A 26100-nucleotide genomic window follows, 5' to 3' on the forward strand; every position below is an offset into this window, starting at 1 on the left:
GCTTCGCGATTCGCCCGGGAAGTTGCCTTGGATCAATGCAGCTCGAGCCACCAAGAGGCAAGCTGAAGGCCTGACTCAAGGGAGTTCCTCATGCACCGGCTCATTCGGACATCAGCAACACAGCGCACAGGAGGCCGCCTGCTGGCCCTCCTGCTCGCGCTGCTGTTGGCGATGGTCACGCTGTCGAGCCATGGCGCCATGGAGAGCCACCAGGCCGACTGCGGCCTCGTCGCGCAGGTACAGCTGCTCGACGCTGATACCCCGGACGAGCACCGCTGCGCCAGCTGCGCCGCGCTGCCGCCCTCCATCGACCTGGCCACGGCTGCCCCTCACTTCCCGGCCCTCGCCCCGGCGCTGGCCGTGATCGCCCACCGCCCCCTGCCCCCGCGGCGTCCTCCCAGAACCTGACCGAACACCGGCGGAATCCTCCGCCAGAAAGGCCGCGCGCCTTCCCGATCCATTCGGACCCGTTCGTCAGGAGATACTCCCATGCTCAACACCTGTCTTGCCCTGATGGGCAACCTGCCCTGGCTGGCCTGGGTCATGCCCATCGCCATGCTCACCCTGCTCGGCCTCGGCATCGCCGCCCTCGCCAAGTACCTGTTCACGTCCCCCCGCACATCCCGTGATCTTCCGGAGGTCCGCTCATGAACCGCTTCGGCTCTACTCTGATGCTCTCTGCTGCCCTACTGCTCGGCGCCGGCACCGCCCAGGCTGCCCTGCCCGACAAGGCGACCATGTTCAAGAACCCGGAATGCGGCTGCTGCGACGAGTACGCCCGCCAGCTCGAGGCCCGCGGGGTCGAGGTGAAGATCGTCGACGATATCGAGGTAGGCAAGATCAAGCAGCGCGTCGGCCTGCCCTTCGGCCTCGGCTCCTGCCACACCCTCCAGATGGGCGGCTACGCCATCGAGGGGCACGTGCCGTTCGAAGCGGTGGAGAAGCTCTTCGAGGAGCGCCCCGACACCCGCGGCATCGGCCTGGCCGGGATGCCCATCGGCACCCCCGGCATGCCCGGGCCCAAGCAGGCCGACTGGGACGTCTACCAGTTCCGCGACGGCGAGGCCTCGCCCTTCATGACCCTCTGAGCCAGCGGGCCATGCCGGCCCCTCGACGCCGCCCCGGCCAGCGCCGGGGCGGCGGCGTCTAGAGGGCCAGGCCGTTGGCGGCTCACTCCCAGGGCTCGATGCCCAGGTAGAGCCGCCCCTTGAACCCCTTGCGGCTGGTCAGCGGCACGTAGTGCCCCCGTCCATCCTCCTTGACCGGCCGCCCGCGCCCCTCGCCCCAGTCCTCGTCGCCGAGGATATAGCGCAGCCGCCAGCCCCCGGCAGCGGCGGTGGCCAGGATCACCACCTTCTCGCGGAAGAGGTTCTCCTCCGGCACCCGGCGGCTGACGAACCAGCGTCCCCCCACCTTGAACTCGGTGCTGCGCACGGCGATGTCGGCCGTGAGCATGATGGTGCGCCCCTGGGTGACGGTGATCCTCGTGCTGTCCAGGTAGACGGAGAAGAGCACCGGGTGACGGGCATGGTCATGGCCGGCCCGCTCGGGATGGAACATCTCGTCATAGCGACGGAAGATCGCCGAGTCATGCTCCACCCGCCGCTCCGAGAGCGCCACCGGCGGAAAGAGCCTCGGCATCACCGTGCACTCGAAGTGGTAGCTGCCCTCGATGTCGTTCCCCTCGTCACGGGCCTGCTGCAGCGAAGGCGGCAGCGGCAGGTGGTCGACCACCAGATGCCCCACCATGCGGGCATCGCCGAACAGGAAGCGCGTCAGGTTGAGGTAGCCGGCCTCGGAGTTGACCATGCCGAAGGGGCCGCTGTGGGCCAGGTAGAGGTGCACCCGAGGGGCGTCCTCGACCCAGGCGCAGTCGATCTTCACCAGGCCGTCGCTGCGCGCGCCCACCACGTGGCGGGTGGCGTTGTAGTCGCGGTGGTTGGTGCCCACCAGGCAGAAGAAGCGCTCCGGCGGGAAGTGTCCCCCCAGGCGGTTGACCCGGCCCCCGCGCGGGGAGAGCTTGAGGTAGCCGGCGATGCTCTTGCGGTTGAAGTTGCTGATGTCCCAGAGGCCCAGGAAGCGCGGCACGTTGAACCCGGCCATCTCGATGCCATCGTGGGGGGTGCCGTAGGTGAAGACCTTGTCGACGCAGGCGCGCGCCTCGGCGCTGCCCGCCTCGGGGTTCTGCAGCAGGCAGCGGCAGACCAGCCCGCCCATGGAGTGGGCCACCAGGTAGACCTTGAAGGCTTCCCGCGCCTCCTCATCGTCGCCGCAGATCCGCTCGCGCAGCCAGAGGATCCGCTCGGAGAGCGCCCGGGCCGCCTCGGGGATCGAGGGGCGCTGCCCCTCACCGCCCTCCCCCTCGTAGTAGCGGTGGATCAGCAGGGTCCGGCGGGGCAGCCGGTCCTCGCGCTCCGCCCCCTCGGCGTAGACGTCCCGGTAGCCGTGATCCTTCATCAGGCGGATCACCGGCGACTCGAAGATCAGGGAGTCGAACGCCCCGCTGGGCCCCTGGCGTACCCGGGTCGCCCCCAGGTTGAAACCCATGTAGGGCGTGTTGATGGTCGCCTCGATCTCGCTGTCGCGCATGGCGAAACCGCGCACGTAGATGATCGGGTGGTAGCGCTCCCTGGTCATGCTGACGCTCCTCTGCCGGCAGGACCCGCGCTGGGTGGGCCCAGTCGCCGCGGGAGTCGCCGGGCAAGCAGTAGGCGGACCCCATGCGCATCCCGCCCTGCCTGGAGCCCTCGATGGCTTCCCTGATCGGCGTAGTCCAGGAATGGCGATCGTTGGCCGGCACCTGCCGCGAGGAGAGTCCCGGCTGGACCAGTACCGACTGGAGCCTCGGGGGGGTCAGGCCTTGAGCACGTAGCGCAGGATCTCCACTACCTGGTCGGTGGTGGTGCACCAGGCCTGGGCCGCGGCGTCGACCTCCTTGAGGGGGTGGACGATCTCTGCGGCGTGGAGCGTCACGTAGGGCTTGCCCAGGGCGGCGCAGTAGCCGGCATCGAAGGCGGCGTTCCACTGCTTGTACTGGTCGCCGAAGCGCACCACCACCAGGTCGCTCTGCTCGATCAGGGTGCGGGTGCGGATGGCGTTGACCTTGGAGGACTGGTGGTCGCGCCAGAACTGGCTGGGCGTCTCGCCCAGGTGGTCGCCGGCGGCATCGCTGGCGGCGTGGTCGGTCACCGGGGCGGTGAAGACCACATCCAGCCCGGCGGCCTCGGCGCCGCGCTGGATCTCCTCGCGCCAGTCGGTGTGGATCTCGCCGGACAGATAGACATGAAAGCTCATGGCAGGCTCCTGGTGGGGGATGGACGAATCGGACCCGCCATCATAGCCCAGGGCGATTTTAATGAAAAATCGTTCCAGGAATGCAGGGGCCGGTCAGGCGGGGCTCGCCGCCACTCCATCACCCACGCTGAGCGTCTCGCCCTCCCCCGCCAGCAAGATGGCGTTCTGGCCGAAGTAGCCGCCGGGGGCGAGGCGTGGGTTCATCTCCACCAGGGTACGCAGCGGCTCGCCGGGCACGGGGATCTCGCCGCTATGCTGATCCACGGTGGTGATCTTGCAGCGCTGGCAGGGCTTGCGCAGCCCCAGCCGCCAGCGGCCGTCGGTGGGGCCGAGCACTTGCCAGCCGTCCTCGGCGAAGGGCTCGGCACCCTCGATCACGATATTGGGGCGAAAGCGGCTCATGGGCACCGGCGACAGTCCCTTGGCGACAAGCCGACGGTTGAGCTCGGCGAGCGACGCCGTGGAGGCCACCAGCAGCGGATAGCCGTCGGCGAAGGCGGTGTGGGCCTGCTCGCCGGGCGTCAGGTAGTGGGGTTCCACCGGGCGACGGTGGTCGGGGGCGAAGCGCACCAGGCGCAGGCGGCTGCCGCGCAGATCCCCCAGCACCGCGGCCAGCCAGTCGCGGGCCTCAGCCCCTTCGTCCAGGGCGTCGCAGCGATCCTCCCAGACGTAGGCCGAGAGACGCTTCTGCTGGCGGGCGGCAAGCGCCACGCGCAGCGGCGCGACCCCGGGGTGGGCAAGCACCAGGGCATCGGGCTCCAGGGTGACGCGGATGGACGCCATGGCCGGCAGCTGGCGCTGGGTAACGAAGCGGTCGACATCGTCGACCACCATCCAGCGGCGATCCCAGGCCAGGCCCTCGGCGGTCAGGCGTGCGTCATCGAGGGCGATGCCGCCCAGCGACTTGACCGGATAGATGGCAAGCTGGGTGATCCTCACGGGCGGCTCCTCGGTGGGGTCTGCCCGACGCCTGGCCCGGGCGGGAAAGCGTTACAGACGCTGGGTCTCGATCACATGGCCGATGATCGGATAGCCGGCCTTGCGGGCAGCCTTCTCGGCCTCGAGCTGCGCCTCGATCTTGGAGATGCTGGAGGAGACATGCTCGAAGACGGTGTCCAGCTCGAGGGGCTTGGTACGCACCGCCAGCTTGACGCGGTGGCCGGTCTTCGGCGAACCGGCCGGCTTGCTACGCGGCGCCTTGGCCGCTTCGTCGGCCTCCTTGGGCCATTCGGGGGGTGACGTCACCGCCTTGCGCCGTGTTTCCTGCGCGTTGTCCATGAAGGCGTTGATCTCGCGACGCATCTGTCGCTCAAACTCACTCAGTTCCGTTTCCATCGTGTCTCCGTCTACCTCGATGATGGCGGGAGTGTACCAGAACTCCCGCCATCGCAAGGACTCAGGAGACCTCAAGGGCAATCTTCAGCACCCCGTCGCGCTGGTGGGAGAAGAGGTCATAGGCGTCGACGATCTTCTCCAGCGGGTAGCGGTGGGTGACCATGGGGCCGAGGTCCAGGCGGCCGCTGTCGATGATCTGCATCAGCCGGCGCATGCGCTCCTTGCCGCCGGGGCAGAGCGAGGTGACGATACGGTGGTCACCGAGGCCGGCGCAGAAGGCGTCCAGCGGAATGGTCAGGCTCTCGGAGTAGACCCCCAGGCTCGACAGAGTGCCGCCGGGCTTGATCACCCGCAGCGCCTGCTCGAAGGTCTGCTGCAGCCCCAGCGCCTCGATGGAGGCATCCACGCCGCGCCCGCCGGTGAGCTTGAGGATCTCGGCGACCACGTCCACCTGGCGGAAGTTGAGGGTCACGTCAGCGCCCATCTTCCTGGCCATCTCGAGGCGCTCGTCGACGCCGTCCACGGCGATGATCAGCCCCGCGCCGCGCAGCCGGGCACCGGCGGTGGCGCACAGGCCGATGGGGCCCTGGGCGAACACCGCGACGCTGTCGCCGATCTTGATATTGGCCGACTCGGCGCCGGCGAAGCCGGTGGACATGATGTCCGGGCACATCAGCACCTGGTCGTCGGTGAGGCCGTCGGGCACCGGCGAGAGGTTGGCCTGGGCGTCGGGCACCCGCAGGTACTCGGCCTGGGCGCCGTCGATGGTGTTGCCGAAGCGCCAGCCGCCCATGGGCTTGTAGCCGTGGGCGTGGTGGCCACCATCCTGGGCGCTGCAGCCGTCCTGGCAGGCGTAGGAGGTGAAGCTCGGGCAGATAGCCCCGGCGATCACCCGCTGGCCCTCGTGGTAGCCCTGAACGTTCGCGCCGAGCTTCTCGATCACCCCGACCGGCTCGTGGCCCACGATCAGCCCCTTCTCCACCGGGTACTCACCCTTGAGGATATGCACGTCGGTACCGCAGATGGTGGTGGTGGTGACCCGGATCAGGGCGTCATTGGGGCCGATGTCGGGGATCGGGCGGTCGTCGATCTCGATACGGCCGGGCTCGACGAAGACGGCGGCTTTCATCATGGTGGGCATGGTCAAGGCTCCAGGTTCAGACAAGGGTGCCCTACAGCTATAGCAGGGGTTTGCCGCCTCTGCCCTTGATCGACATCAAGATCATGCTGCATTACCGCGATACCCGAGATCGCTCCCCATCTTCCCATCGCCCCGCGGCCACCGTAATCTGATTGTTTTCCCGCAAACGATTTCGCCATCCAAGGAACCGGCATGTCACCCGCCGACACCCCGCTCGACAACAACCACTCTCGACACTGACCATCCACGAGAGAACCCCAGGAGAACCCCATGAGCCTTTCCCCTTTCCATCTGGCAATTCCCGTCCACGACCTGCCCGCGGCCCGCACCTTCTACGGCGAGGTGTTCGGCCTGGCGGAGGGCCGCTCCAGCGAGCAGTGGGTCGACTTCGACTTCTTCGGCCACCAGCTGGTGATCCACGAGCACCCGAAGATGCCCTACCAGGAGCAGTCCAACACCAACGCGGTGGACGGCCACGACGTGCCGGTGCCCCACTTCGGGGTGGTGCTGGGCTGGGAGGAGTGGGAAACCCTGGCCGAACGGCTGCGCGCCCGGGGCACCGCGTTCGTGATCGAGCCTTACGTGCGCTTCAAGGGCCAGGTGGGCGAGCAGGCCACCATGTTCCTGCTCGATCCCTGCGGCAACGCCCTGGAGTTCAAGGCGTTCAAGGACATGAGCCAGCTGTTCGCCAAATAGCACCAGCGGCGCAAGACCGGCCAGACGCAGCGCGGCCGTGGCATCTCTGCCACGGCCGCTTGCGATGTGAAAAGACGCCGCGGAATCAGAAGTTCGGCTTGCGCTTCTCGACGAAGGCGCTCATGCCCTCTGTCTGCTCGTCGCCGGCGAAGCAGAAGGCGAACAGCGCGGTCTCCAGCGCCAGAGCGCTGTCGAGGTCCTGGTCCATGCCGTCGTGGATCGCCTGCTTGGCGGCGCGCACCGACTGCGGGCCGTTGCCGCTCAGCTGCTTGGTGAGCTCCTCCACGTAGGCCTCGAGTTCCGCCTGGGGCATCACCCGGTTGACCAGACCGATGCGCAGCGCCTCGTTGGCGTCGATCTTGCGCCCGGTGGTGCAGAGGTCCAGGGCCATGGCCGGGCCCACGCGGCGCGGCAGGCGCTGGGTACCGCCGAAGCCGGGGATCACACCCAGCAGCACCTCGGGCTGGCCGAAGATGGCGTTGTCGCTGGCCACCGCCCAGTCACAGGCCAGGGCCAGCTCACAGCCGCCGCCCAGGCAGAAGCCGTTGACCAGCGCCACGGTGGGCACCGGTAGGGTCTCCAGCCGCTTGAAGGTGGCCAGTGCCTGGCGGGCGAAGGCGCGGGCCTCCTCCGGGGTCTTGGTGCGCATCTCGGCGATGTCGGCACCGGCCACGAAGGACTTCTCGCCGGCGCCGGTGATCAGCACCGCGCGCAGGTCGTCGCGGGCCTCCAGCTCGGCCAGGACGCGCTCGAGCTCGTTCAGCACGGCGCTGTTCAGGGCGTTGAGCGCCTTGGGGCGATTGATGGTCAGGCGCACGATGCCGGCATTGTCGGCGACGTCGATCAGGTTCTCGCTCATGGTGAGGCTCCTTGGCTTGTTGTTCGAAAGCAGGACCGCCCAACCCTAGCTAACGCTTGGTTGGGCGGCAATCCCCTCTTTTGTCGAGCTCAGCTGTAAAGGTGAAAGCCCCGGCCGGTCTTACGGCCCAGGTAGCCTGCGGCCACCATGCGCTTGAGCAGCGGGCAGGGGCGATACTTCGGGTCGCCGAAGCCCTCCTGCAGCACCTCCATGATGGAGAGGCAGACGTCCAGGCCGATCAGGTCGGCCAGGGCCAGCGGGCCCATGGGGTGGGCGGCGCCCAGCTTCATGGATTCGTCGATGTCCGCGGCGCTGGCCACGCCCTCCTGGAGCAGGAAGGCCGCCTCGTTGATCATCGGCACCAGCAGGCGGTTGACCGCGAAACCGGGGGAGTCGGCGATGGCCACGGCGGTCTTGCCGAGCGATGCGGTCAGCGCCTCGATGCGCGCCACGGTGGCATCAGAGGTCTGCTCGGCGCGGATCACCTCGACGAGCTTGAGCACCGGCACCGGGTTGAAGAAGTGCATCCCCACCACCCGCTCCGGGCGCTCGCACACCGCGGCGAGCCGGGTCAGCGACAGCGACGAGGTGTTGGAGGCCAGGATCGCGTCGTGGGTCAGGCGGCTCAGGTCGCGGAACAGCTTCTCCTTGAGGGCCGGCTGCTCGGGGGCGGCCTCGATGATCACCTCGCAGTCGCGCAGGGCGTCCAGGGCGGTGGAGGTGGCCAGGCGCGCCAGGGCGGCGTCCTTGTCGGCCTCGGAGAGCTTCTCCTTGGCCACCAGCTTGCCCAGGCCCTTGTCGATGGCACCCCGGGCCCGCTCCAGCTGCTCGTCGGCCACGTCGTAGAGCTGCACGGCAAAGCCGCTCTGCACCAGCACCTGGGCGATGCCCTGGCCCATGGTGCCGGCGCCGACGACGCCGATCGCTTGCTCACTCATTGCACTCTCTCCTTGGTTGTTGTCGGGCTGGCTCGATCACTGCTTGCGGGCTTCGTCGCGCAGCACGAACTTCTGGATCTTGCCGGTGGAGGTCTTGGGCAGCTCGGTGAAGATCACCGTCTTCGGCGCCTTGAAGTGGGCCAGGCGCGCACGGCAGTGGTCGATGATCTCCTGCTCGGTCACCTCGCCATAGCCCACCTTGAGCTTGACGAAGGCGCAGGGGGTCTCGCCCCACTTCTCGTCGGGCTTGGCCACCACCGCGGCCTCCTCCACCGCCGGGTGCGAGTAGATGGCATCCTCCACCTCGATGGTGGAGATGTTCTCGCCGCCGGAGATGATGATGTCCTTGGAGCGGTCCTTGATCTCGATGTAGCCGTCGGCATGCCACACGGCGAGGTCGCCGGTATGGTACCAGCCGCCCTCGAGTGCCTGCTCGGTGGCCGCCGCGTTCTTGAGGTAGCCCTTCATCACGTTGTTGCCGCGCATCAGGATCTCGCCGATGGTCGCACCATCCTTGGGCACCGGCTCCAGGGTGTTAGGGTCGGCCACGCAGAGCGCCTCGAGCATGGGGTAGCGCACCCCCTGGCGGGACTTCAGCTTCGCCCGCTCCTCGGCGGGCAGCTCGTCCCACGCCTCGCGCCAGGCGCAGGAGGTGACCGGGCCGTAGACCTCGGTGAGGCCATAGACGTGGGTCACGTCGATGCCGAGGCGCTCGACGCCGGCGATCACCGAGGCGGGGGGCGCGGCGCCGGCGGTGGTGACCTTCACCGGATGGTCGAAGTCGCGCTTCTGGTCGTCCGGCAGGTTGACCAGGCCGTTGAGCACGATGGGCGCGCCGCTGAAGTGGGTGACCCCCTCGTCGGCGATCAGGTCCATGACCCGCTTCGGCTCGACCTTGCGCAGGCAGACGTTGGTGCCGGCGGCGGCGGCGATGGTCCAGGGGAAGCACCAGCCGTTGCAGTGGAACATCGGCAGGGTCCACAGATAGACCGGGTGGTGGGGCATCGCCCACACTAGGATGTTGCTGGTGGCGTTCAGGTAGGCGCCGCGGTGGTGGTAGACCACCCCCTTGGGCTTGCCGGTGGTGCCGGAGGTGTAGTTGAGGGAGATCGCCTGCCACTCGTCCTCGGGCAGCTGGTAGGCGAAGTCGGGGTCGCCCTCGGCCAGCAGCGCCTCGTACTCCACCTCGCCGATGGCGCGCCCCTCGGGGACGAACTCGGGATCGGCTACGTCGATGATCAGCGGCTTGTGCTCGAGTTTCGCCACCGCCGCCTCGATGACGTCGGCAAACTCCGGGTCGACCAGGATCGCCTTCGCCTCGCCGTGCTCGAGCATGTAGGCGATCGCCTCGGCATCCAGGCGGATGTTCAGGGTGTTGAGCACGAAGCCGGCCAGGGGCACGCCGAAATGGGCCTCGAACATGGCCGGCACGTTGGGCAGCATGGCGGCCACCGTCTCGCCGGGCTTGACGCCGCGCTTCGACAGCGCCGAGGCGAGCCGCCGGCAGCGCTCCCAGGTGGTCGCCCAGTCGCGGCGGATCTCGCCGTAGACCACCGCCGGATAGTCCGGGTAGACCGAAGCGGTGCGCTCGATGAAGGTCAGCGGCGAGAGCGCCACGTGGTTGGCTGGGGTCTTCTCGAGGCCCTGTTCGAAGATGCTCTGGCTCATGCTTGGCTCCATGGAATGTCGTGATGCGTTGTCATGAACGGCCGCCGCCGGCACGGGGCCGGCGGCGGATCGATGCGGGATCAGTGGGCGGCGGCGTCGAAGGCGGCGAGGCTCGCCATGCCGGCCTCGATCACCGCGCGCTGGGCGCGGCCCACCGGCAGCCACTGGCGGATGGCGTAGTCGGCGCTCTGCTGCTTGGCCCGGTAGAAGGGTTCATCGCGGCCGGCGGCCACGGCCGCGCTGGCCTTGAGTGCCGCCTGGCCCATCTGCCAGGCGCAGAGCACGTGGCCGGCCAGGTTCAGGAAGGGGGTGGCGTAGGCCTGGACGGCATCGGCGCCCTGTTCCGGGTCGGCGCCCGCCTCGAGCACCGCGGCCATGGCGGCGCGCAGGTCGGCGGCACCGCCGGCCAGGCTCTCGCCCAGGGCGGCTTGCTCGTCGCTGGCCTTGAGGGCGTCGGCGGTGGCCTCCACCTGGTCGATCAGGCCCTCGAGGGCCGCACCGCGGTCGCGCTGCAGCTTGCGCCCGGCCAGGTCCAGCGCCTGGATGCCATTGGTGCCCTCGTAGATGGGGGCAATGCGGGCGTCGCGCAGCAGCTGGGCGGCGCCGGTCTCCTCGATGAAGCCCATGCCGCCGTGCACCTGCACGCCGAGGGAGGCGATCTCCACCGCCTGGTCGGTGGAGAAGCTCTTGACCACCGGGATCAGCACCTCGACCCGGGCCTGGGCGGCGGCGCGCTCGGCGTCATCCTCGGCGTGGCGGGCCAGGTCGAGCTGGGCGGCGCAGTAGAGGGCCAGCGAGCGCAGGGCATCGGTGCGCGCCCGCATGGAGAGCAGCATGCGGCGCACGTCGAGGTGGTCGCTGATGGTGCAGTCGTCACGCCCGGAGCGCGGGCTGCGGCCCTGGGTGCGATCCAGGGCGTAGGCGAAGGCGTGCTGGCAGGCGCGCTCGGCCACGCCGATGCCCTGGATCCCCACCTTGTGGCGCGCCTCGTTCATCATGGTGAACATGTGGTTGAGGCCGCGGCCTTCCTCGCCCACCAGGTAGCCGATGGCGCCCTCCCCCTCGCCGAAGCTCAGGGTGCAGGTGGGGGAGCCGTGGATACCCAGCTTGTGCTCGATGGAGGCGCAGATGACGTCGTTGCGCTCGCCGAGCGAGCCGTCCGCATTGACCAGGAACTTCGGCACCAGGAACAGCGAGATGCCCTTGTTGCCCTCCGGGGCATCGGGCTTGCGGGCCAGCACCAGGTGGATGATGTTCTCGGCGGCGTCGTGCTCGCCCCAGGTGATGAAGATCTTCTGGCCGAACAGCCGGTAGCTGCCGTCTTCCTGGGGCACGGCGCGGGTGCGCACCTTGGAGAGATCCGAGCCGGCCTGGGGCTCGGTGAGGTTCATGGTGCCGGTCCAGGTGCCCTCGACGAGCCTGGGCAGGTAGCGCTCCTTCAGCTCGTCGCTGCCGTGGTGGGCCAGGGCCTCGATGGCGCCGGCGGTGAGCATGGGGCAGAGCCCGAGGGCCATGTTGGCGCCGTGCAGCATCTCCTGGACCGAGCTTGCCACCACCTCGGGCAGCCCCTGGCCGCCCAGCGCCTCGGCCACGCCGATGCCGTTCCAGCCGCCCTCGGCGTAGGCCTGGTAGGCCTCGGCAAAGCCGTCGGGCAGGGTCACCCCGCCGTCGTCGCGGCGGGTGCAGCCCTGGCGGTCGCCGCTGGCGTTGAGCGGCGCCCATACCTCGCCGGCAAGCCTGGCGGCCTCCTCCAGCACCGCCTCCACCAGGTCGGGGCTGGCCTCCTCGAAGCCGGGCAGCGAGAGCGAGCCATGCTCGAGCAGCTCCTCCAGGACGAAGCGGATGTCGCGAACGGGGGCGGCAAAGGGGATCATCGAAGCACCTCGGGGAAAAATGATAACGGCGATAGTAGATTCCCTACTTTTCACCGACCATTATCCCAAGGTCTTACCCCGCCTCGCCCTCCGCGCCTCAGCTACGGGAGGGCAGCGGCTCGAGGCCGGGCAGCTCCTCCTGGGTGGGCTCGCTCTCCGGCCCGGCCTCGGCCTCGTCGAAGTAGGCCACATGGGACTCGTCGGCCGGCGGCGGGCCGACCAGGGGCTCGGCCACGTTCACCTCGGGCACGGCCGCGGAGAGGTCCTCCATGTGCTCGTGCTCGATGGCGCCCTGCACCAGTTCCTCGGTGACCACCAGCTCGGCCCCTGCGGCGGACATCGGCGTGGTCGCATGGAAGGGCGCCACCGGCACCGGCGCCGGGCGTACGCTGCGCCGCCAGCCGAAGAAGGCCACCAGGAACAGGCCCAGGGCGCCGAAGCTCCAGAACAGCCCGGCATCGCCCAGGGCGGCCATCACCGGCGAGATCAGCGGCGGGCTGATCGCCGAGCCGATGGCGTTGATCAGCAGCAGACCCTGGCTCATGCGCACCAGGGCACCGGCGGGCGCCCGGTCGGCGGCGTGGCCCACCGCCACCGGATAGAGCGAGAAGACCCCGCCGCCGAGCAGGAACAGCAGCCCCGCCAGCAGCCAGGTGGACATCGGCAGCCACAGGATCGCCGCCGAGATCAGCGCACAGAAGCCACCGATGGCGATCAGCACGATCTGGCGATCATGGCGATCCGACCAGCGCCCCACCGGGTACTGCAGCAGCATGGCGCCCAGGATCACGACGGCCATCATCTGGCCGATCCGATCCACCGAGAGGCCGATGCGCTGCAGGTAGAGGGGCAGCAGCGCATAGACCGCGGCCACCGCGATCCCCGAGCCGAAGCTGCCCATCACCCCGGTGGGCGTGAGGGTGATCAGGCGGTGGGGCGGCAGCGGCTCGGCCTTCTCGATCAGCGGCGATACCCGCGGGATCATCGCCATGGGCAGCACCGAGAGCGAGGCCAGCATGGCGATCACCATGAAGGAGGCCGCCCCGCCCATGGCCTCGGTGACGCCCAGCAGCAGCTGGCCGAGCACCCCGGCGGCGTAGAGGGAGATCATGTAGAGCGCCAGCAGGCGCCCGCGCACCCTCTGGTCGCCGGCGGTGAGCAGCCAGCTCTCGATCACCAGGTAGACCCCCACCGTGGCCCAGCCGCCGATCAGGCGCAGCGCGAACCAGGCCCAGGGGTGATCCACCAGGCCCTGCAGCAGCACCGTGACCGCCACCAGCGAGGCGAAGCTGCCATAGGCGCGAATATGGCCGATGCGCAGCAGCAGGCGGTCGTTGAGCATGGCCCCCAGCGCCAGGCCGATGAAGTAGGCCGAGGAGACCCAGCCGATCACCACCGCCGACTCGCCGGCGGCGTCCAGGCGCAGGGTGATCACGGTGGCCAGAAAGCCGTTGCCGACGCTGAGGATGAAGAGCCCGAGCAGAGGGGCCAGGGCCAGGGCCAACAGTTGCCGCGACATTGCATGCCTCACAGCGAAAGGGAAGACGGAAAGAGTGGCAGAAAACGGGACATCTCGCCTGTCCGGCGGGCCGGAAGCGGCGCCTGAAGCGCCGGCCGGGTATCGAAGCGCGCGAATCATACGCCCGATTGGCGGCGAGTCAATCGCTTTTCCGACTGGACATCAGGAAAGCGGAATTTTCTTCTGCCAGCTCCCCCCAGTTTGGCAATATCATCCGCCACACCCCCTCCCCCACCTCACGCCTCAGGGCTTCTGCAGCAACACCACGTCGGCGGCGGGAAATTCCACGCTCATGCCGAGCTCATCGGCAAGCCACCGAAAGGTCGTCTCGCTGAAGAAGGCCACGTGGGTCGGGTCGAGGATGTAGTGCCAGCGGGCGAACGCCTCGCGATCGGTGGCCCGCTTGGTCATCAGCCCCAGCCAGCCGCCGGGACGCAGGCGTTGTGCCAGGCGCGCAAGCTCCTCCCCCGGTGCGAAGAGGTGCTCGACCACCTCGGTGGCGGTAATAAAGTCGTAGGTCTGTTCGAACACCCGGGGGTCGGGGGCGTAGAAAGGGTCGTAGACCGCCATGGGATGACCCGCCTCCTCGAACATCACCGAGAGGGTCGGCCCGGGGCCGGCGCCGAAGTCGAGCCCCCGGGCGCCGGGGGCGAGGCGCTCGCGCAGCGGGTCGGCGAGGCGCGACAGGAAGCGCCGGTAGCCGGGGTCCTCCGGGGAATTCTCGTGCTGGTCGTAGACCGCCCGTTCCTCCTCGGGGCCTAGCCGGAAGGCCGGCGGCACGAACACCAGCGCGCAGCGCCGGCACTGGTGGTACTCGCGCCGCGCATCGCGATGGTAGAAGGCCGCGTCGCCAGATGCGCATAGCGGGCAGGTCGGCATCGTCGTATCCTCTGTGCCAGAACGTTCTTGCCACTCCAGGACAAGACCAAGGAGATGTGAATGCTGTCAGGTCTGGATCATCTGGTCATCACCGTGACCGACATTTCCCGCGCCGTGGACTTCTACTCCCGGGTGCTGGGGCTGGAGGTGCGCTATCGCGACCGCGAGCGCGTCGACCTGATCCTCGGCGACCTGGCCCTGCGCCTGCACTGGACCGCCACCGATATCGAGCCCAGGGCAGCGACCCCCACCCCCGGCAGCATCGATATCTGCCTGCGCAGCCTGCTGCCTCTGGACGAGGTGGCCCGCCACCTGGAGGCGCTGGAGGTGGAGGTGGAGCTCGGCCCGGTCGAGCGCCAGGGCGCCACCGGCCTGCTGGAGTCGGTCTACCTGCGCGACCCGGACGGCAACCTGATCGAGATCAGCCGCCCGCTGCGCCAGGCGGCCACCGAGGCCGCCGAGGGCTGAGCTCCCCGGCCGGCGCTGGCAATGCGTCTGCCGGTCGGTATCATGACGCCCCGAGATTCGATTCCACGGCCAGGGACGCCCCATGAGCGACAATTTCCAAAGTGACAGGCCCCGACAAGACCAAGTCCAGAACGACAATGTGATCATCGAACGGCGCGAGCCCCCCGACACCACCATGCCCATGGTGGTCTATGCCCTCTACCTGGTCAGCTTCGTGGTGGGCTTCACCTCGGTGATCGGCGTGGTGATCGCCTACGTCTACCGCGGCAAGGGACCGGGGTGGCTCGACGAGCACTACCGCTACCAGATCCGCACCTTCTGGATCGGCCTGCTCTACGCCACCATCGCCTCCATTCTGGTGCTGGTGGCCATCGGCATCCCGCTGCTGATCGCCCTGGCGGTGTGGCTGATCGTACGCTGTGTGAAGGGCTTCCGCGGCCTGCAGGAGAAGCGCGCGCCGGACAACGTGGACACCTGGCTGTTCTAGGCGACGCACCCATGGCCGACTCCCGCTCCCAGTCCAGTCCCCGTCAGGCCCGCGCCATCGCCGGGCTGTGGAAGAGCCTGGCCGGCCGCAGGCTGGCCACCCTGTGGTGCCTGTCGCGCCTCGCAGGCCCCCTGGTGCACAGCTTCAGCCGCCGCGAGCGCGAGGTCACCGAGATCAACCTGGGCGAGGTCTACCCGGCGCGCAGCACCGCCGAGCGCCGCCGCCTGGCCCGGGAAAGCCTGACCCACTCCACCGCCACCATGCTGGAGCTCGGCTTCGCCTGGATGGGCGACCCCGAGAGGGTCGAGGCCTCGATCCAGGCCGTGCACGGCCGCGAGCTGCTCGACGAGGCCCGCGCCGAGGGCCGCGGGGTGATCGTGCTGGCGCCGCACTTCGGCAACTGGGAGGTGCTCAACTTCTGGCTCTCCAGCCACTTCCCCTTCACCGCCATGTACGAGCCGCCGAAGATCGCCGAGCTAGACGCCGTGACCCGCGCCGGGCGCGAGCGCATGGGGGCGAGCCTGGTGCCCACCAACCCCAGGGGCGTCGCCGCCCTGCTCAAGGCGCTCAAGCGCTCCGAGGCGATCGGCATCCTGCCGGACCAGGAGCCCGACTGGGGCAGCGGCGTCTTCGCCCCCTTCTTCGGCCGTCCCGCCTACACCGCCACCCTGCTGCCCAAGCTGGTGGCGCGCACCGAGGCCCGGGTGGTGACCGGGGTCGCCCGGCGCATCCCCGGCCAGGGCTTCGAGCTCCACTTCCTCCCCGCCGACGCGCGGGTCACCTCCCCGGACGAGGCCGAATCCGCCACCGGCGTCAACGCCTGCGTGGAGGCCGCCATCGCCCTGGACCCGGCCCAGTACCAGTGGGAGTACAAGCGCTACCGCAAGGTGATCGAGGAGCAGGAAGGCGTGCCGAACCACCAGGCGTTCCGGCTCTACTAGCATCTTTTACCCACCCTGCTAGACTGGCCGTTCGCTTGACGGGGTGCCGGTGAAACCGGCTGAGATCGCCATACGACAGTGCGCCACACCGGCGCGGTCGTCACGGTGGGGCCCGTTGAACCTGATCCGGTTAGTACCGGCGTAGGAATCAAGCGGCGGCCTCCCCCAGCTACCCCCGTGTAGCGCGTCACCCCCAGGCCCCACGCCCTCCCTCGCCCGCACTCCGGATCGCCACCCGACAATCGGAGGCAAGATGGGCTACCGCTTCAGCGACCTCACCGCCGCCTGCCAGGACGACTGGCGCGCCTATATCGAACACGACTTCGTGCGCGGTCTCGCCGAGGGCACCCTCGAGGAGGGCGCCTTTCGCCACTACCTGAAGCAGGACTACCTGTTCCTGATCCACTTCGCCCGGGCCTACGCCCTGGCCGCCTACAAGAGCCGCACCCTCGACGACCTGCGTCAGGCCCATGAGGGGCTCAAGGCGATCGTCGACCTGGAGCTGGGGCTGCACGTGGGCTACTGCCGCGAGTGGGGCATCTCCGAGGAGTCGCTGGCCGAGCTGCCCGAGGCCCGCGCCACCATGGCCTATACCCGCTACGTGCTGGATACCGGCAACCGCGGCGACCTGCTCGACCTGCACGTGGCCCTGGCCCCCTGCCTGGTGGGCTACGGCGAAATCGCCGACTGGATCAACGCCCGCGCCGACACGATCCGCGGCGATGCCAACCCCTATGACGCCTGGATCGCCATGTACGAGAGCGAGGCGTTCCAGGCCGCCCGCCGCGCCGAGGAGGCCTGGCTCGACGCCCGCCTCGCCGACGTCACCCCGGCGCGCTTCGCCGAGCTCACTCAGGTGTTCCGCGACGCCACCCGGCTCGAGATCGACTTCTGGCAGATGGGGCTGGACCGCGCCGACTGAGGCACTGGCCCCATCATCATGCGCCCGCTGGCTCTGGTCAGGCCGACGGGCAGCGTCACACTGGTGGCCGAAAGGTCGCCCGACCACTCGCTTGACGGGGTGCCGTTACCGACGGCTGAGATCATGCGCCCAAGCATGGATCCCGTTGAACCTGAACTGGCTAGGACCAGCGTAGGGATCAAGCGACACGCCGCCCGGTATACAGCACACGGCGGCCCCTGTCCCTCCCACCTGTCCTCCCTGACAACACCACAATCCCCTGGGGAGACCGACATCATGAGCAAGACCGCCCACTTCCTCGCCGAGACCGCCCGCGTCGACGAGGCCGCCATCCAGCCCCTGCCCGGCTCGCGCAAGATCTATGTGGAGGGGTCACGCCCCGATATCCGCGTGCCCTTCCGCGAGATCTCGCTCTCGCCCACCAGGACCTCCGGTGCCGATGAGGAGAACCCGCCGCTGCTGGTCTACGACACCTCCGGCCCCTACACCGACCCGGCGGCCGAGATCGACCTGCGCCGCGGCCTGCCCGAGCTGCGCCGCGCCTGGATCGAGGAGCGAGGCGACACCGAGTTCCTCGACGGCCCCACCAGCGAATACGGCAAGCGCCGCGCCAACGACCCGACGCTCGCCCAGCTGCGCTTCGACCTGACCCGCACCCCACGCCGCGCGAAGGAAGGGAAGAACGTTACCCAGCTGCACTACGCCCGCCAGGGCATCATTACCCCGGAGATGGAGTTCATCGCCATCCGCGAGAACCAGCGCCGCCAGGCCTTGGGCACCGCCGAGGTCGAGCGCATCCTCGGCCACCAGCACCCGGGCCAGAGCTTCGGCGCCCGCCTGCCGGAGGAGATCACCCCGGAGTTCGTACGCGCCGAAGTGGCCGCCGGCCGCGCCATCATCCCCTGCAACATCAACCACCCGGAGTCGGAGCCGATGATCATCGGCCGCAACTTCCTGGTGAAGATCAACGGCAACCTGGGCAATTCGGCGGTCACCTCCTCCATCGAGGAGGAGGTCGACAAGATGACCTGGGGCATCCGCTGGGGTGCGGACACCATCATGGACCTCTCCACCGGCCAGAACATCCACGAGACCCGCGAGTGGATCATCCGCAACTCGCCGGTGCCGATCGGTACGGTGCCGATCTACCAGGCGCTGGAGAAGGTCAACGGCGTGGCCGAGAACCTCACCTGGGAGGTGTTCCGCGACACTCTGATCGAGCAGGCCGAGCAGGGCGTGGACTACTTCACCATCCACGCCGGCGTGCTGCTGCGCTACGTGCCGCTCACCGCCAAGCGCGTCACCGGCATCGTCTCCCGCGGTGGCTCGATCATGGCCAAGTGGTGTCTCTACCATCACCAGGAGAGCTTCCTCTACGAGCACTTCGAGGAGATCTGCGAGATCTGCAAGAAGTATGATGTGGCCTTCTCGCTGGGTGACGGCCTGCGCCCCGGCTCGGTGGCCGACGCCAACGACGAGGCGCAGATGGCCGAGCTCAAGACCCTGGGCGAACTGACCAGGATCGCCTGGAAGCACGACGTCCAGGTGATGATCGAAGGCCCCGGCCACGTGCCCATGCATCTCGTGAAAGAGAACATGGACAAGCAGCTCGAGTACTGCGACGAGGCGCCCTTCTATACCCTGGGCCCGCTGGTCACCGATATTGCGCCGGGCTACGACCACATCACCTCCGGTATCGGTGCTGCGATGATCGGCTGGTACGGCTGCGCCATGCTCTGCTACGTCACGCCCAAGGAGCACCTCGGCCTGCCCAACAAGGACGACGTCAAGACCGGCATCATCACCTACAAGATCGCCGCCCATGCCGCCGACTTGGCCAAGGGCCATCCCGCTGCGCAACGGCGTGACAACGCCCTCTCCAAGGCGCGCTTCGAGTTCCGCTGGGAGGACCAGTTCAACCTCGGCCTGGACCCGGACACCGCCCGGGAGTACCACGACGAGACCCTGCCCAAGGACTCCGCCAAGGTGGCCCACTTCTGCTCCATGTGCGGCCCCAAGTTCTGCTCCATGAAGATCAGCCAGGAGGTGCGAGACTATGCTCGGGATAACGGCCTCGATGGCGATCAGGAGGCGGTGATGAAGGGCATGGAGGAACAGGCGGAGAAGTTCCGGGAGACCGGCGGCCGGCTCTACCAGGAGGTGTGATGCCTCCACCGCCCACCTGAACGGATCTCGCCGGCCCCCGGGCCGGCGAGCTGCGTCAGCGGATGCCGCCAGGCTGGCACGCTCCCTGCATGGATCGGGTAATGCCCGATCCGACAGGTGTCCGACCATGCCCGACCGTCCGACCTTCACCCCCTCCCTGGCCACGCCGCTGGACGCCGCGGCCTTTCAGCGCCGCGCCCGTGAGCACCTGGCGATGCTCTACGGCCCCCGCGCCGATGAGGTGCTGCGCCGGCTCACGGCGCTGCTGGCCCATCAGGCGCCGCCGGCCCCCTCCCAGGATAAGACCCGCGTGCCGCTGTGGAGCGAGCGCGACCAGTGGCTGATCAGCTACGGCGACAGCCTGCTCGACGGCGAGCGCCCGCCCCTCGCGGTGCTGGGGGACTTCCTCGATACCCGGCTGCCCGACACCTTCAGCGGCTTGCATGTGCTGCCCTTCTTCCCCTGGAGCAGCGACGACGGCTTCTCGGTGATCCACTATCGGGAGGTGGACCCGGCGCTGGGCGACTGGCCCCAGGTGCGAGCCCTGGCCGAGCGGCGCGACCTGGCGGTGGACCTGGTGCTCAACCACGTCTCCCGGGAGTCGCTGTGGTTCGTCGACTACCTGACCGGCAGCCAGCCGGGCCGCGACTACTTCATCGAGATGGACCCGGAGACCGACCTCTCGGCGGTGGTACGCCCGCGCAGCTCGCCGCTGCTGGTGCCGGTACCCACCCGCCGCGGCACCCGCCACCTCTGGGCGACCTTCTCCGAGGACCAGATCGACCTGAACTTCGCCAACCCGGACGTGCTGCTGGAGTTCATCGGCATCCTGCTCTTCTACCTCGGCCAGGGCGCCCGCATCGTCCGCCTCGACGCCATCGCCTACCTGTGGAAGCGGGTGGGCACCCCCTGCATCCACCTGCCCGAGACCCACGAGGTGGTGCGCCTGCTGCGCGCCGTGGTGGATCACGTGGCGCCGGGCACCCTGCTGCTCACCGAGACCAACGTGCCCCACCACGAGAACCTCAGCTACTTCGGTTTAGAACGCCTACCCGCTCCACCCGACGAGGCGCATCTGGTCTACCAGTTCCCGCTGCCGCCGCTGCTGCTGCACACCCTCACCGGCGGCGACGCCACCCTGCTGGCCAGCTGGCTCGACAGCCTGCCCGAGCTGCCGCCCGGCTGCAGCTACCTCAACTTCACCGCCAGCCACGACGGCATCGGCGTGCGCCCCCTGGAGGGCTGGCTGCCCCCCCACGAGATCGAAGCGCTGCTGGAGTTGATGCATCGCTTCGGCGGCTTCGTCAGCATGCGCAAGCACCCCGACGGCGAGGACGCGCCCTACGAGATCAACATCACCTGGTTCGATGCCATGCAGGGCACCCGGCGCGGCCGGGACCCCTGGCAGATCGAGCGGTTCCTGTGCAGCCAGCACCTGATGCTGGCCCTGCAGGGCATCCCGGCGCTCTACCTGCACTGCCTGACCGGCACCCTCAACGACCTGGAAGGCGTGGAGCGCAGCGGCCGGCTGCGCTCCATCAACCGCCGCCGCTGGCAGCTGGACGAGCTCGACGAGCTGCTCGACAGCCGCCACAGCCCCACCCGGGTGATTTTCCTGGCGCTGAAGCGACGCCTGGCCATCCGCCGCCGCGAGCCCTGCTTTCACCCCGACGCCCCCCAGCGGGTGCTGCCCGCACCGCCGGCGCTGCTGGTGGTGGAACGCGGCCCGCTGGCCGACGGCAGACGCCTGCTGGCGATCCATAACGTCAGCGATCGGCGCCAGCCACTGGCGGTGGCGGCGCTGGCCGCGGGGGAGTGGTTCGATCTGCTGGAGAATCGGCCCTGGACGCCGGTGGAGAGCCTCGCCCCCTACCGCACCCTGTGGCTGGTCCAGACGCCCTGAGTGATCGCAAGATCGGCTCGAGGCTATTACGGCGACAGGCCTCTCGCTATCGTGTGCCGCCATGGACCAACCCGACTACACCTCGCCACGATTGTCGGCCTCCACGGCCTCGTGGAGGCGGCTCAGGAGGTCGGGAATCGCCGAGCGCACCCGGTTCCAGCTGGGAATGAAGGGGCGCTCGCCGGGAGTGTCGAGGAAGACGTTGCCCGCCTCCAGCAGGTTGGCGGCGAACAGCTCCACGGCGCGCTCCTCGGCGTGGCGGTCCAGGGCGAGGCCGTTCATCACCGCGTCGTGGTGGTAGGCCTCGATCAGGTCCAGGGCGAGGCGGTAGTAGGTGGCCTTGAGGGTGCGGAACCCCTCGGCGCTGAAGGTCACCCCCTGGGTGGCCAGCTTGCGGTAGAGCGCCTTGGCGATGTCCAGGCTCATGCGGTTGAGCCCCGCCGAGGCGTCCGCCTCCGAGACCGGCTGGTGCTTGTGGTCGTAGGCGTCGGCCAGGTCCACCTGGCAGAGCCGCTTGGTCGAGTGGTTGCGGTGCACCTCCGAGAGCACGCCGATCTCAAGGCCCCAGTCGGCGGGGATGCGGATGCCGTCGAGCACCTCGGCGCGCATGGCGAACTCACCGGAGAGCGGATAGCGGTAGCTGTCCAGGTACTGGAGGTAGGGCAGCGGCCCGTGCATCTGCTTGAGCGCCCGCAGCAGCGGCGTGACCATCAGCCGCGACACCCGCCCGTTGAGCTTGCCGTCGGCGATGCGCGGGTAGTAGCCCTTGCAGAACTCGTAGTTGAAGTGGGGGTGGGCCACCGGGTAGAAGAGCCGTGCCAGTAGGCCCCGGTCGTAGGTGAGGATATCGCAATCGTGGAGCCCGACCACCGCACCGCGGGCCGAGGCCTGCACGTAGCCCGCGCAGAACCAGACGTTGCGCCCCTTGCCGGGCTCCTGGGGCGAGAGGCCGTGCTCCTCCAGCTCGGCATCCAGGGCGCGCAGGCGTGGGCCATCGTTCCAGAGGATGCGATGGCGCTGGGGCAGGCGGGCGAAGAACTTGCGGGCGTGCAGGAACTGCTCGCGGTCGGCCCGGTCGAGCCCGATCACCACCTCGGCCAGGTAGGGCACCTCGGCCAGCGCCTCAACGATGCGCGACAGCGCCGGCCCCTCTAGCTCCGAGAAGAGCGACGGCAGGATCAGGCTCATGGGCCGACGACGGCCGAACTCGCAGAGCTCCGCCTCCAGCGCCGCCACCGGCCGCCGGGTCAGGTTGTGGAAGTCGGTGATGATGCCGTTCTGATGGAAGTCACTCATACCGCTGCCTCCTCGGCCGCCTCGACGGTCTCACGCAGTGCCGCCGGAATCACCCGGCGGTCGGCTCGCCCCCACCAGTAGGCCACCCCCTCGGCCCAGCCGGCAGGTCCCGTCGCCTCGCTGCGGTAGAGCGATGGCTGGTCCGGCAATACCTCCAGGCCATGGCAGCCGCGGATCACCACCGCCTGGTCCACCGCCTCCAGCATGGGGATGTCGTTGGGGCCGTCGCCCAGGGCCAGGGTCAGCGGCCGCCGGCCGCGCAGCGCCTCGAAGCGGGAGATCAGCCAGCTCACCGCGTTGCCCTTGTGGGTCTCGCCGGTGGCGTGCCAGAAGCGCCCGCCCCGCACCAGCTGCAGGCCGTCGCCGGCAAGCCCCTCGCGGAAGCCCTCGAGGCGCGCCTCGTCCCCCTCCCAGATCAGCGGCTCGCTGCCCTCGCGCATCCGCGCCAGGCGGGCCTCGGGCTCGGGCAGGCCGGTGAAGGCGACGAGCTCGTCGAGGGCCATCTCGCTCATGGTGGTGAAGCGGACCCCGAGACGTTCGCGCCACACCGCCAGGCGCTTGCGGACGAAGCCGATGTCCACCCCCAGGGTGCGGATGCCGAGCCCATCGGGGCCGAGGCGGTCGACGCGCGCATGGCACCAGGCCGGCGGCAGCCCCACCACGGCGCCGTTCTCGGCGACGAAGGGGGTATCGGTCAGCCCCAGCTCCCGGCGCAGCGGCACGATCTCGCTGCGGGTCTTGCTGGTCACCGGAATCACCGGCACGCCCAACTGCCTGAGCCGCGCAAGCCAGGGCCTGGCGGGTTGCCAGTCGTAGCTGTGGTGGTCGAGCAGCGAGCCGTCCAGGTCGGTAAACAGCAGCCGCGGCGTCAGGGCGGCATCGAGGCCGGCGGCCGGCGCCTTTCCAGAAAAGGTTCCAGATGAATCGGTCATGGCAGCTCCCAGGCAAGAGGGTCACTCAGTTCCTTGCACAGGACATGCCAGGTCGCATAAACGATGGGGATGGCAGCCCCAGCGCTCCTATCTCGCCCCCCTGTGGCGCAGGACCATGCACCAAAAAAGAGCGCCCCGAGGCGATAAGCCTCGGGGCGCCGGGAACCGCCGTCGTCGCGGATCAGAAGCGGTAGCGAAGACCCACGCTTGCCGCATCGAAGTTGTAGCGGGACTTGTCCAGGTAGCGCATGTAGTCCGCGCCCACCGACAGGTTGGGGGCCACGTCGAACTCGGCGCCGGCCCCGTAGGAGAAGCCGCTCTCGCGGTCGATGTTGAAATCCACCTCGGTGAAGCCGGCCAGGCCGTAGAGACGGAACTCCGGCGCCACCGGCAGGATACCCTTGGCGTAGGCGCCGATCAGGTAGTCCAGCTCGGCCCCGCCGTCGGAGCCGCCACCGCCCAGATGGCCCTCCACGGCGAAGTAGTCGTTGATCTGGGCGCCGCCACGCAAGCGCAGGCCGACGCTGTCGCGATCGGGCCCACGGTCGCGGTCGAGCTCCCAGAACATGGCGTCGCCACCGATGTAGGCCTGGGGATAGAAGGTCTGCTGGGCCTGGGCACCGGTGATGCCGGCGGCGAACAGGGCGGTCGTGATGGCAGCAAGCGTCAGGGTCTTCATGGCATCCTCCTGGTTAGTGAACACCGTTCTGCAACACCCCGAAGTGTGGTCCCGATTCGACCAAGGATCAAGGGACAAATGTGCAACCTTGCGCTATGTGCCGTCGCCGCCCGGCGACATGCCACCACCCTCTCCCGCCCGGCTATACTGGTGCCTCCACGCCACCGAGGACCCCGCATGCGTCACTGGCTGATCGTCAACACCCGAGCCGGCAGCGGCGCCCGCGGCGCCGACTTCTGGCGGCCCCGCCTGGCACGCGCCGGCATCGCGGCGCCGGAAGTGCGCGATATCGCCGACCAGGGGTGGGAGGCGGAGCTCGCGCCCGGCGACACCGTGCTGGTGGCCGGCGGAGACGGCTCGGTGAACCGGGTGGCCAGGGTCTGCCTGGCACGGGACGCCATCCTCGGCGTGCTCCCCTCCGGCACTGCCAACGACTTCGCCCGCAACCTGGCGCTGCCCGAGGACCCCGACGCCCTCTGTGCGCTGGTGGCCCGCGGGCCGACGGCGCGGCTGGATGTCGGCTGGCTCAATGACCGGCTGTTCCTCAACGTGGTGCATGTGGGCCTCGGTACCCTGCCGGCCACCCAGGCATCGCCGCGCCTGAAGCGCTGGCTGGGGCGCTTCAGCTACGCCGCCGTGCTGCCCCAGCTGCGTCACCTCGGCCTGCTGCGTGGCTTCCTCGCGCGCCTGGAGGCCGACGACGCGCCCCTCGAGGAGCGCTGGCTGTCGCTGGCCATCGCCTCGGGGGCCTTTTTCGGCGGCGGCTTCAGGGTGCCCGGCGCCTCGCCCCGGGATGGCCGCCTGACCCTGGTGGCGGTGCGCCCGCGCCCCTGGTGGCAACTGCTGATGACCTTCGTGATCACCCGCCTGCGCGGCCATACACCGGAGGACAACGACAGCGTGCTGGTGCGCCAACCAACGACGTGCCGCATCGCCATGCCCCATGGGCACCGGGTGACCGCCGACGGCGAGTCCCTGGGCCACTTCCGCGAGATGACGCTGCGCGTCGAGCCCGCGGCGCTGCGGGTGATCGCCGGCCTCGGCTGAGCCTCTTCGCCTCCTTCAGGCCCGCCGGGAGAGCCCCAGCGCCACGACGCCAGCCACCACGATGCCGCCGCCGAGGAGCTGCACCGGAGTCAGCGCCTGACCCAGCACCAGGTAGCCGAGCACCAGAGCGGCCACCGGCTCCATGTTCATGGCCGGGGCGTTGCGCGCCATGTCGAGCCTGGGCACCGTGATGAAGAGCACCGAGAAGGCCAGCGCATAGCAGAGCGTCAGCAGCGCGAGCCCCGTCCAGCCGGCCAGCGACTGGGGCGGCGCCATGCCGCCCGGCACGAGCCCCAGGCCCCCGGCGATGACCATGGCCGCCAGCACGGTGAGCATGGTCAGCAGGCTGCGCAGGGTGCTGCCGACGCCGGCCAGGCGGTGTTCGGTGATCCACAGGGCGCAGGAGAAGGCGGTGGCGGCGGCCAGGCCGAAGGCCACCCCGGCGAACCAGTCCGGTCCCATGGCCCCGGGGTCGGCGAGCCAGGTCGGCACGTCCAGCACCACCACCAGGCCGATGAGGATCACACCCATGACCAGCGTCGCCCGCGCCGTCGGCCGCGGCCCCCCCAGCGCCCAGGAGAGCAGCGCCAGCTGGATCGGCAGGGTGTTCATCAAAAGCAGCGCCACCACCACCGGAATGCGCGCCACCGCCGAATAGAGGCAGAGGCTCTGCACCGCCACCAGCAGGCCCACCGCCAGCTGCCAGCGTCCGGAGCCTGCGGGCAGTCGCCACGACTTGCGCTGGAACACCACCAGCGCCGCCAGTGCCAGGGCGGCCACGCCGGAGCGCAGCACGATGGCCAGCAGCAGGCCGGCACCGGCATCGAAGGCGACCCGGGCGGCCACGTGGTTGGCGGCAAACAGGGTGGCGAGGCCGCACATCAGGGCCAGGGCGAGGGGCCGCGGGAAAGGAGCGGGGGCCACCGAAGCGCCAGAGGGGGTCGACATGTCACGGCTTCCATGCAGAGTGTAGGGGACAAGGGCAGCACATCATGATGGGCGTCAAGCCGAGAGGCGACCACCGGCGGCGGCCTCATGTTAGACTAAAGTCCAAAC

The 26100-nt window shown here is 69.2% G+C and carries 26 protein-coding genes and 2 riboswitches; of the genes, 11 read left to right on the forward strand and 15 right to left on the reverse strand.

Features of this window, described 5'->3' with window-relative positions; all coding sequences use genetic code 11:
- The first annotated feature begins 90 nt into the window (after positions 1-90).
- From DER72_RS01850 to DER72_RS01855, 3 genes are all read left to right on the forward strand, one after another.
- Positions 91-408, forward strand: a complete 318-nt coding sequence (locus DER72_RS01850; RefSeq protein WP_110068300.1) for a hypothetical protein — start codon at positions 91-93, stop codon at positions 406-408.
- 81 nt (positions 409-489) lie between these two features.
- Complete coding sequence (locus tag DER72_RS16110) at positions 490-651, forward strand: hypothetical protein (protein ID WP_181395584.1); 162 nt, start codon at positions 490-492, stop codon at positions 649-651.
- Complete coding sequence (locus DER72_RS01855) at positions 648-1088, forward strand: DUF411 domain-containing protein (RefSeq protein WP_110068301.1); 441 nt, start codon at positions 648-650, stop codon at positions 1086-1088. The genes DER72_RS16110 and DER72_RS01855 overlap by 4 nt, the downstream gene beginning before the upstream one ends.
- An 82-nt stretch (positions 1089-1170) precedes the next feature.
- On the opposite strand, the gene DER72_RS01860 is transcribed toward DER72_RS01855, so the two are convergent.
- From DER72_RS01860 to DER72_RS01880, 5 genes are all read right to left on the reverse strand, one after another.
- Positions 1171-2637, reverse strand: coding sequence for a triacylglycerol lipase (locus DER72_RS01860; RefSeq protein ID WP_110068302.1), 1467 nt, complete (start codon positions 2635-2637; stop codon positions 1171-1173).
- 216 nt (positions 2638-2853) lie between these two features.
- Complete coding sequence (locus tag DER72_RS01865; protein ID WP_110068303.1) at positions 2854-3294, reverse strand: YtoQ family protein; 441 nt, start codon at positions 3292-3294, stop codon at positions 2854-2856.
- A 93-nt stretch (positions 3295-3387) separates the two neighbouring features.
- A complete protein-coding gene (locus DER72_RS01870) occupies positions 3388-4233 on the reverse strand; it encodes an MOSC domain-containing protein (RefSeq protein WP_110068304.1) in 846 nt (281 codons plus the stop codon).
- Between the two features lie 51 nt (positions 4234-4284).
- Positions 4285-4629 (reverse strand): hypothetical protein, encoded by a 345-nt coding sequence (locus DER72_RS01875; RefSeq protein ID WP_110068305.1) that lies wholly within the window; start codon positions 4627-4629, stop codon positions 4285-4287.
- Positions 4630-4690: 61 nt separating this feature from the next.
- Positions 4691-5770, reverse strand: a complete 1080-nt coding sequence (locus DER72_RS01880; protein WP_110068306.1) for an NAD(P)-dependent alcohol dehydrogenase — start codon at positions 5768-5770, stop codon at positions 4691-4693.
- Between the two features lie 270 nt (positions 5771-6040).
- On the opposite strand from DER72_RS01880, the gene DER72_RS01885 reads away from it, so the two are divergent.
- Positions 6041-6466 carry a VOC family protein gene (locus DER72_RS01885; protein WP_110068307.1) on the forward strand — a complete coding sequence of 142 codons (426 nt, stop codon included), beginning with the start codon at positions 6041-6043 and terminating at the stop codon, positions 6464-6466.
- Between the two features lie 85 nt (positions 6467-6551).
- Here DER72_RS01885 and DER72_RS01890 read toward each other — a convergent pair whose 3' ends face one another.
- The 6 genes from DER72_RS01890 to DER72_RS01915 form a co-directional block, all read right to left on the reverse strand.
- On the reverse strand, positions 6552-7325 hold the full coding sequence (locus DER72_RS01890; protein WP_110068308.1) for an enoyl-CoA hydratase-related protein: 774 nt from the start codon (positions 7323-7325) through the stop codon (positions 6552-6554).
- An 89-nt stretch (positions 7326-7414) separates the two neighbouring features.
- A complete protein-coding gene (locus DER72_RS01895; RefSeq protein WP_110068309.1) occupies positions 7415-8263 on the reverse strand; it encodes a 3-hydroxybutyryl-CoA dehydrogenase in 849 nt (282 codons plus the stop codon).
- 36 nt (positions 8264-8299) lie between these two features.
- Entirely contained in the window at positions 8300-9931 is a 1632-nt protein-coding gene (locus tag DER72_RS01900) for an acyl-CoA synthetase (protein ID WP_110068310.1), read from the reverse strand.
- A gap of 80 nt (positions 9932-10011) precedes the next feature.
- The gene (locus tag DER72_RS01905) at positions 10012-11805 is read right to left on the reverse strand and encodes an acyl-CoA dehydrogenase (protein ID WP_110068311.1); all 1794 of its coding nucleotides are present in this window, start codon (positions 11803-11805) and stop codon (positions 10012-10014) included.
- A 97-nt stretch (positions 11806-11902) separates the two neighbouring features.
- The gene (locus DER72_RS01910; RefSeq protein WP_110068312.1) at positions 11903-13324 is read right to left on the reverse strand and encodes an MFS transporter; all 1422 of its coding nucleotides are present in this window, start codon (positions 13322-13324) and stop codon (positions 11903-11905) included.
- 243 nt (positions 13325-13567) lie between these two features.
- Complete coding sequence (locus tag DER72_RS01915) at positions 13568-14203, reverse strand: class I SAM-dependent methyltransferase (protein ID WP_110068313.1); 636 nt, start codon at positions 14201-14203, stop codon at positions 13568-13570.
- Between the two features lie 60 nt (positions 14204-14263).
- Here DER72_RS01915 and DER72_RS01920 point away from each other — a divergent pair, with 60 nt between their 5' ends.
- The 6 genes from DER72_RS01920 (at position 14264) to DER72_RS01945 (ending at position 21090) form a co-directional block, all read left to right on the forward strand.
- Positions 14264-14671, forward strand: a complete 408-nt coding sequence (locus tag DER72_RS01920; RefSeq protein WP_110068314.1) for a VOC family protein — start codon at positions 14264-14266, stop codon at positions 14669-14671.
- A gap of 82 nt (positions 14672-14753) precedes the next feature.
- Complete coding sequence (locus DER72_RS01925; RefSeq protein ID WP_110068315.1) at positions 14754-15158, forward strand: DUF4870 domain-containing protein; 405 nt, start codon at positions 14754-14756, stop codon at positions 15156-15158.
- A gap of 11 nt (positions 15159-15169) precedes the next feature.
- Positions 15170-16099 carry a lysophospholipid acyltransferase family protein gene (locus tag DER72_RS01930; RefSeq protein WP_110068316.1) on the forward strand — a complete coding sequence of 310 codons (930 nt, stop codon included), beginning with the start codon at positions 15170-15172 and terminating at the stop codon, positions 16097-16099.
- A gap of 29 nt (positions 16100-16128) precedes the next feature.
- A riboswitch (TPP riboswitch) is annotated at positions 16129-16264 on the forward strand.
- An 88-nt stretch (positions 16265-16352) separates the two neighbouring features.
- Positions 16353-17021 (forward strand): thiaminase II, encoded by a 669-nt coding sequence (gene tenA, locus DER72_RS01935; RefSeq protein WP_110068317.1) that lies wholly within the window; start codon positions 16353-16355, stop codon positions 17019-17021.
- 85 nt (positions 17022-17106) lie between these two features.
- A riboswitch (TPP riboswitch) is annotated at positions 17107-17216 on the forward strand.
- A gap of 81 nt (positions 17217-17297) precedes the next feature.
- Positions 17298-19187, forward strand: coding sequence for a phosphomethylpyrimidine synthase ThiC (gene thiC, locus DER72_RS01940; RefSeq protein WP_110068318.1), 1890 nt, complete (start codon positions 17298-17300; stop codon positions 19185-19187).
- A 127-nt stretch (positions 19188-19314) separates the two neighbouring features.
- Positions 19315-21090 (forward strand): sugar phosphorylase, encoded by a 1776-nt coding sequence (locus DER72_RS01945; RefSeq protein ID WP_110068319.1) that lies wholly within the window; start codon positions 19315-19317, stop codon positions 21088-21090.
- A gap of 75 nt (positions 21091-21165) precedes the next feature.
- Here the strand turns inward: DER72_RS01945 and DER72_RS01950 are convergent, their stop codons facing one another.
- The 3 genes from DER72_RS01950 to DER72_RS01960 all read right to left on the reverse strand — a co-directional run bounded on the left by DER72_RS01950 (position 21166) and on the right by DER72_RS01960 (position 23997).
- Positions 21166-22386 (reverse strand): glycosyl transferase, encoded by a 1221-nt coding sequence (locus DER72_RS01950; protein WP_110068320.1) that lies wholly within the window; start codon positions 22384-22386, stop codon positions 21166-21168.
- Positions 22383-23318 carry a mannosyl-3-phosphoglycerate phosphatase gene (locus DER72_RS01955; protein ID WP_110068321.1) on the reverse strand — a complete coding sequence of 312 codons (936 nt, stop codon included), beginning with the start codon at positions 23316-23318 and terminating at the stop codon, positions 22383-22385. Before DER72_RS01955 ends, DER72_RS01950 begins: the two co-directional genes overlap by 4 nt.
- 181 nt (positions 23319-23499) lie before the next feature.
- A complete protein-coding gene (locus DER72_RS01960; protein ID WP_110068322.1) occupies positions 23500-23997 on the reverse strand; it encodes a porin family protein in 498 nt (165 codons plus the stop codon).
- 177 nt (positions 23998-24174) lie between these two features.
- Here DER72_RS01960 and DER72_RS01965 point away from each other — a divergent pair, with 177 nt between their 5' ends.
- Positions 24175-25044: a diacylglycerol kinase family protein gene (locus tag DER72_RS01965; RefSeq protein ID WP_181395582.1), complete on the forward strand. Its 870-nt coding sequence runs from the start codon at positions 24175-24177 to the stop codon at positions 25042-25044.
- A gap of 15 nt (positions 25045-25059) precedes the next feature.
- On the opposite strand, the gene DER72_RS01970 is transcribed toward DER72_RS01965, so the two are convergent.
- Complete coding sequence (locus DER72_RS01970) at positions 25060-25992, reverse strand: EamA family transporter (RefSeq protein WP_110068324.1); 933 nt, start codon at positions 25990-25992, stop codon at positions 25060-25062.
- Between the last annotated feature and the right edge of the window lie 108 nt (positions 25993-26100).

The organism is Halomonas sp. A11-A (assembly GCF_003182195.1).
GTDB classification, from domain to species: Bacteria; Pseudomonadota; Gammaproteobacteria; order Pseudomonadales; family Halomonadaceae; genus Halomonas; species Halomonas alkalicola.

Excerpts from the sequence above, each read along its gene's own strand:
- DER72_RS01850 (WP_110068300.1), top strand. The coding sequence starts at position 91 with ATGCACCGGCTCATTCGGACATCAGCAACACAGCGCACAGGAGGCCGC.
- DER72_RS16110 (WP_181395584.1), top strand. The coding sequence starts at position 490 with ATGCTCAACACCTGTCTTGCCCTGATGGGCAACCTGCCCTGGCTGGCC.
- DER72_RS01855 (WP_110068301.1), top strand. The coding sequence starts at position 648 with ATGAACCGCTTCGGCTCTACTCTGATGCTCTCTGCTGCCCTACTGCTC.
- DER72_RS01860 (WP_110068302.1), bottom strand. The coding sequence starts at position 2,637 with ATGACCAGGGAGCGCTACCACCCGATCATCTACGTGCGCGGTTTCGCC.
- DER72_RS01865 (WP_110068303.1), bottom strand. The coding sequence starts at position 3,294 with ATGAGCTTTCATGTCTATCTGTCCGGCGAGATCCACACCGACTGGCGC.
- DER72_RS01875 (WP_110068305.1), bottom strand. The coding sequence starts at position 4,629 with ATGGAAACGGAACTGAGTGAGTTTGAGCGACAGATGCGTCGCGAGATC.
- DER72_RS01880 (WP_110068306.1), bottom strand. The coding sequence starts at position 5,770 with ATGCCCACCATGATGAAAGCCGCCGTCTTCGTCGAGCCCGGCCGTATC.
- DER72_RS01885 (WP_110068307.1), top strand. The coding sequence starts at position 6,041 with ATGAGCCTTTCCCCTTTCCATCTGGCAATTCCCGTCCACGACCTGCCC.
- DER72_RS01890 (WP_110068308.1), bottom strand. The coding sequence starts at position 7,325 with ATGAGCGAGAACCTGATCGACGTCGCCGACAATGCCGGCATCGTGCGC.
- DER72_RS01895 (WP_110068309.1), bottom strand. The coding sequence starts at position 8,263 with ATGAGTGAGCAAGCGATCGGCGTCGTCGGCGCCGGCACCATGGGCCAG.
- DER72_RS01900 (WP_110068310.1), bottom strand. The coding sequence starts at position 9,931 with ATGAGCCAGAGCATCTTCGAACAGGGCCTCGAGAAGACCCCAGCCAAC.
- DER72_RS01905 (WP_110068311.1), bottom strand. The coding sequence starts at position 11,805 with ATGATCCCCTTTGCCGCCCCCGTTCGCGACATCCGCTTCGTCCTGGAG.
- DER72_RS01910 (WP_110068312.1), bottom strand. The coding sequence starts at position 13,324 with ATGTCGCGGCAACTGTTGGCCCTGGCCCTGGCCCCTCTGCTCGGGCTC.
- DER72_RS01915 (WP_110068313.1), bottom strand. The coding sequence starts at position 14,203 with ATGCCGACCTGCCCGCTATGCGCATCTGGCGACGCGGCCTTCTACCAT.
- DER72_RS01920 (WP_110068314.1), top strand. The coding sequence starts at position 14,264 with ATGCTGTCAGGTCTGGATCATCTGGTCATCACCGTGACCGACATTTCC.
- DER72_RS01925 (WP_110068315.1), top strand. The coding sequence starts at position 14,754 with ATGAGCGACAATTTCCAAAGTGACAGGCCCCGACAAGACCAAGTCCAG.
- DER72_RS01930 (WP_110068316.1), top strand. The coding sequence starts at position 15,170 with ATGGCCGACTCCCGCTCCCAGTCCAGTCCCCGTCAGGCCCGCGCCATC.
- tenA (WP_110068317.1), top strand. The coding sequence starts at position 16,353 with ATGGGCTACCGCTTCAGCGACCTCACCGCCGCCTGCCAGGACGACTGG.
- thiC (WP_110068318.1), top strand. The coding sequence starts at position 17,298 with ATGAGCAAGACCGCCCACTTCCTCGCCGAGACCGCCCGCGTCGACGAG.
- DER72_RS01945 (WP_110068319.1), top strand. The coding sequence starts at position 19,315 with ATGCCCGACCGTCCGACCTTCACCCCCTCCCTGGCCACGCCGCTGGAC.
- DER72_RS01950 (WP_110068320.1), bottom strand. The coding sequence starts at position 22,386 with ATGAGTGACTTCCATCAGAACGGCATCATCACCGACTTCCACAACCTG.
- DER72_RS01955 (WP_110068321.1), bottom strand. The coding sequence starts at position 23,318 with ATGACCGATTCATCTGGAACCTTTTCTGGAAAGGCGCCGGCCGCCGGC.
- DER72_RS01960 (WP_110068322.1), bottom strand. The coding sequence starts at position 23,997 with ATGAAGACCCTGACGCTTGCTGCCATCACGACCGCCCTGTTCGCCGCC.
- DER72_RS01965 (WP_181395582.1), top strand. The coding sequence starts at position 24,175 with ATGCGTCACTGGCTGATCGTCAACACCCGAGCCGGCAGCGGCGCCCGC.
- DER72_RS01970 (WP_110068324.1), bottom strand. The coding sequence starts at position 25,992 with ATGTCGACCCCCTCTGGCGCTTCGGTGGCCCCCGCTCCTTTCCCGCGG.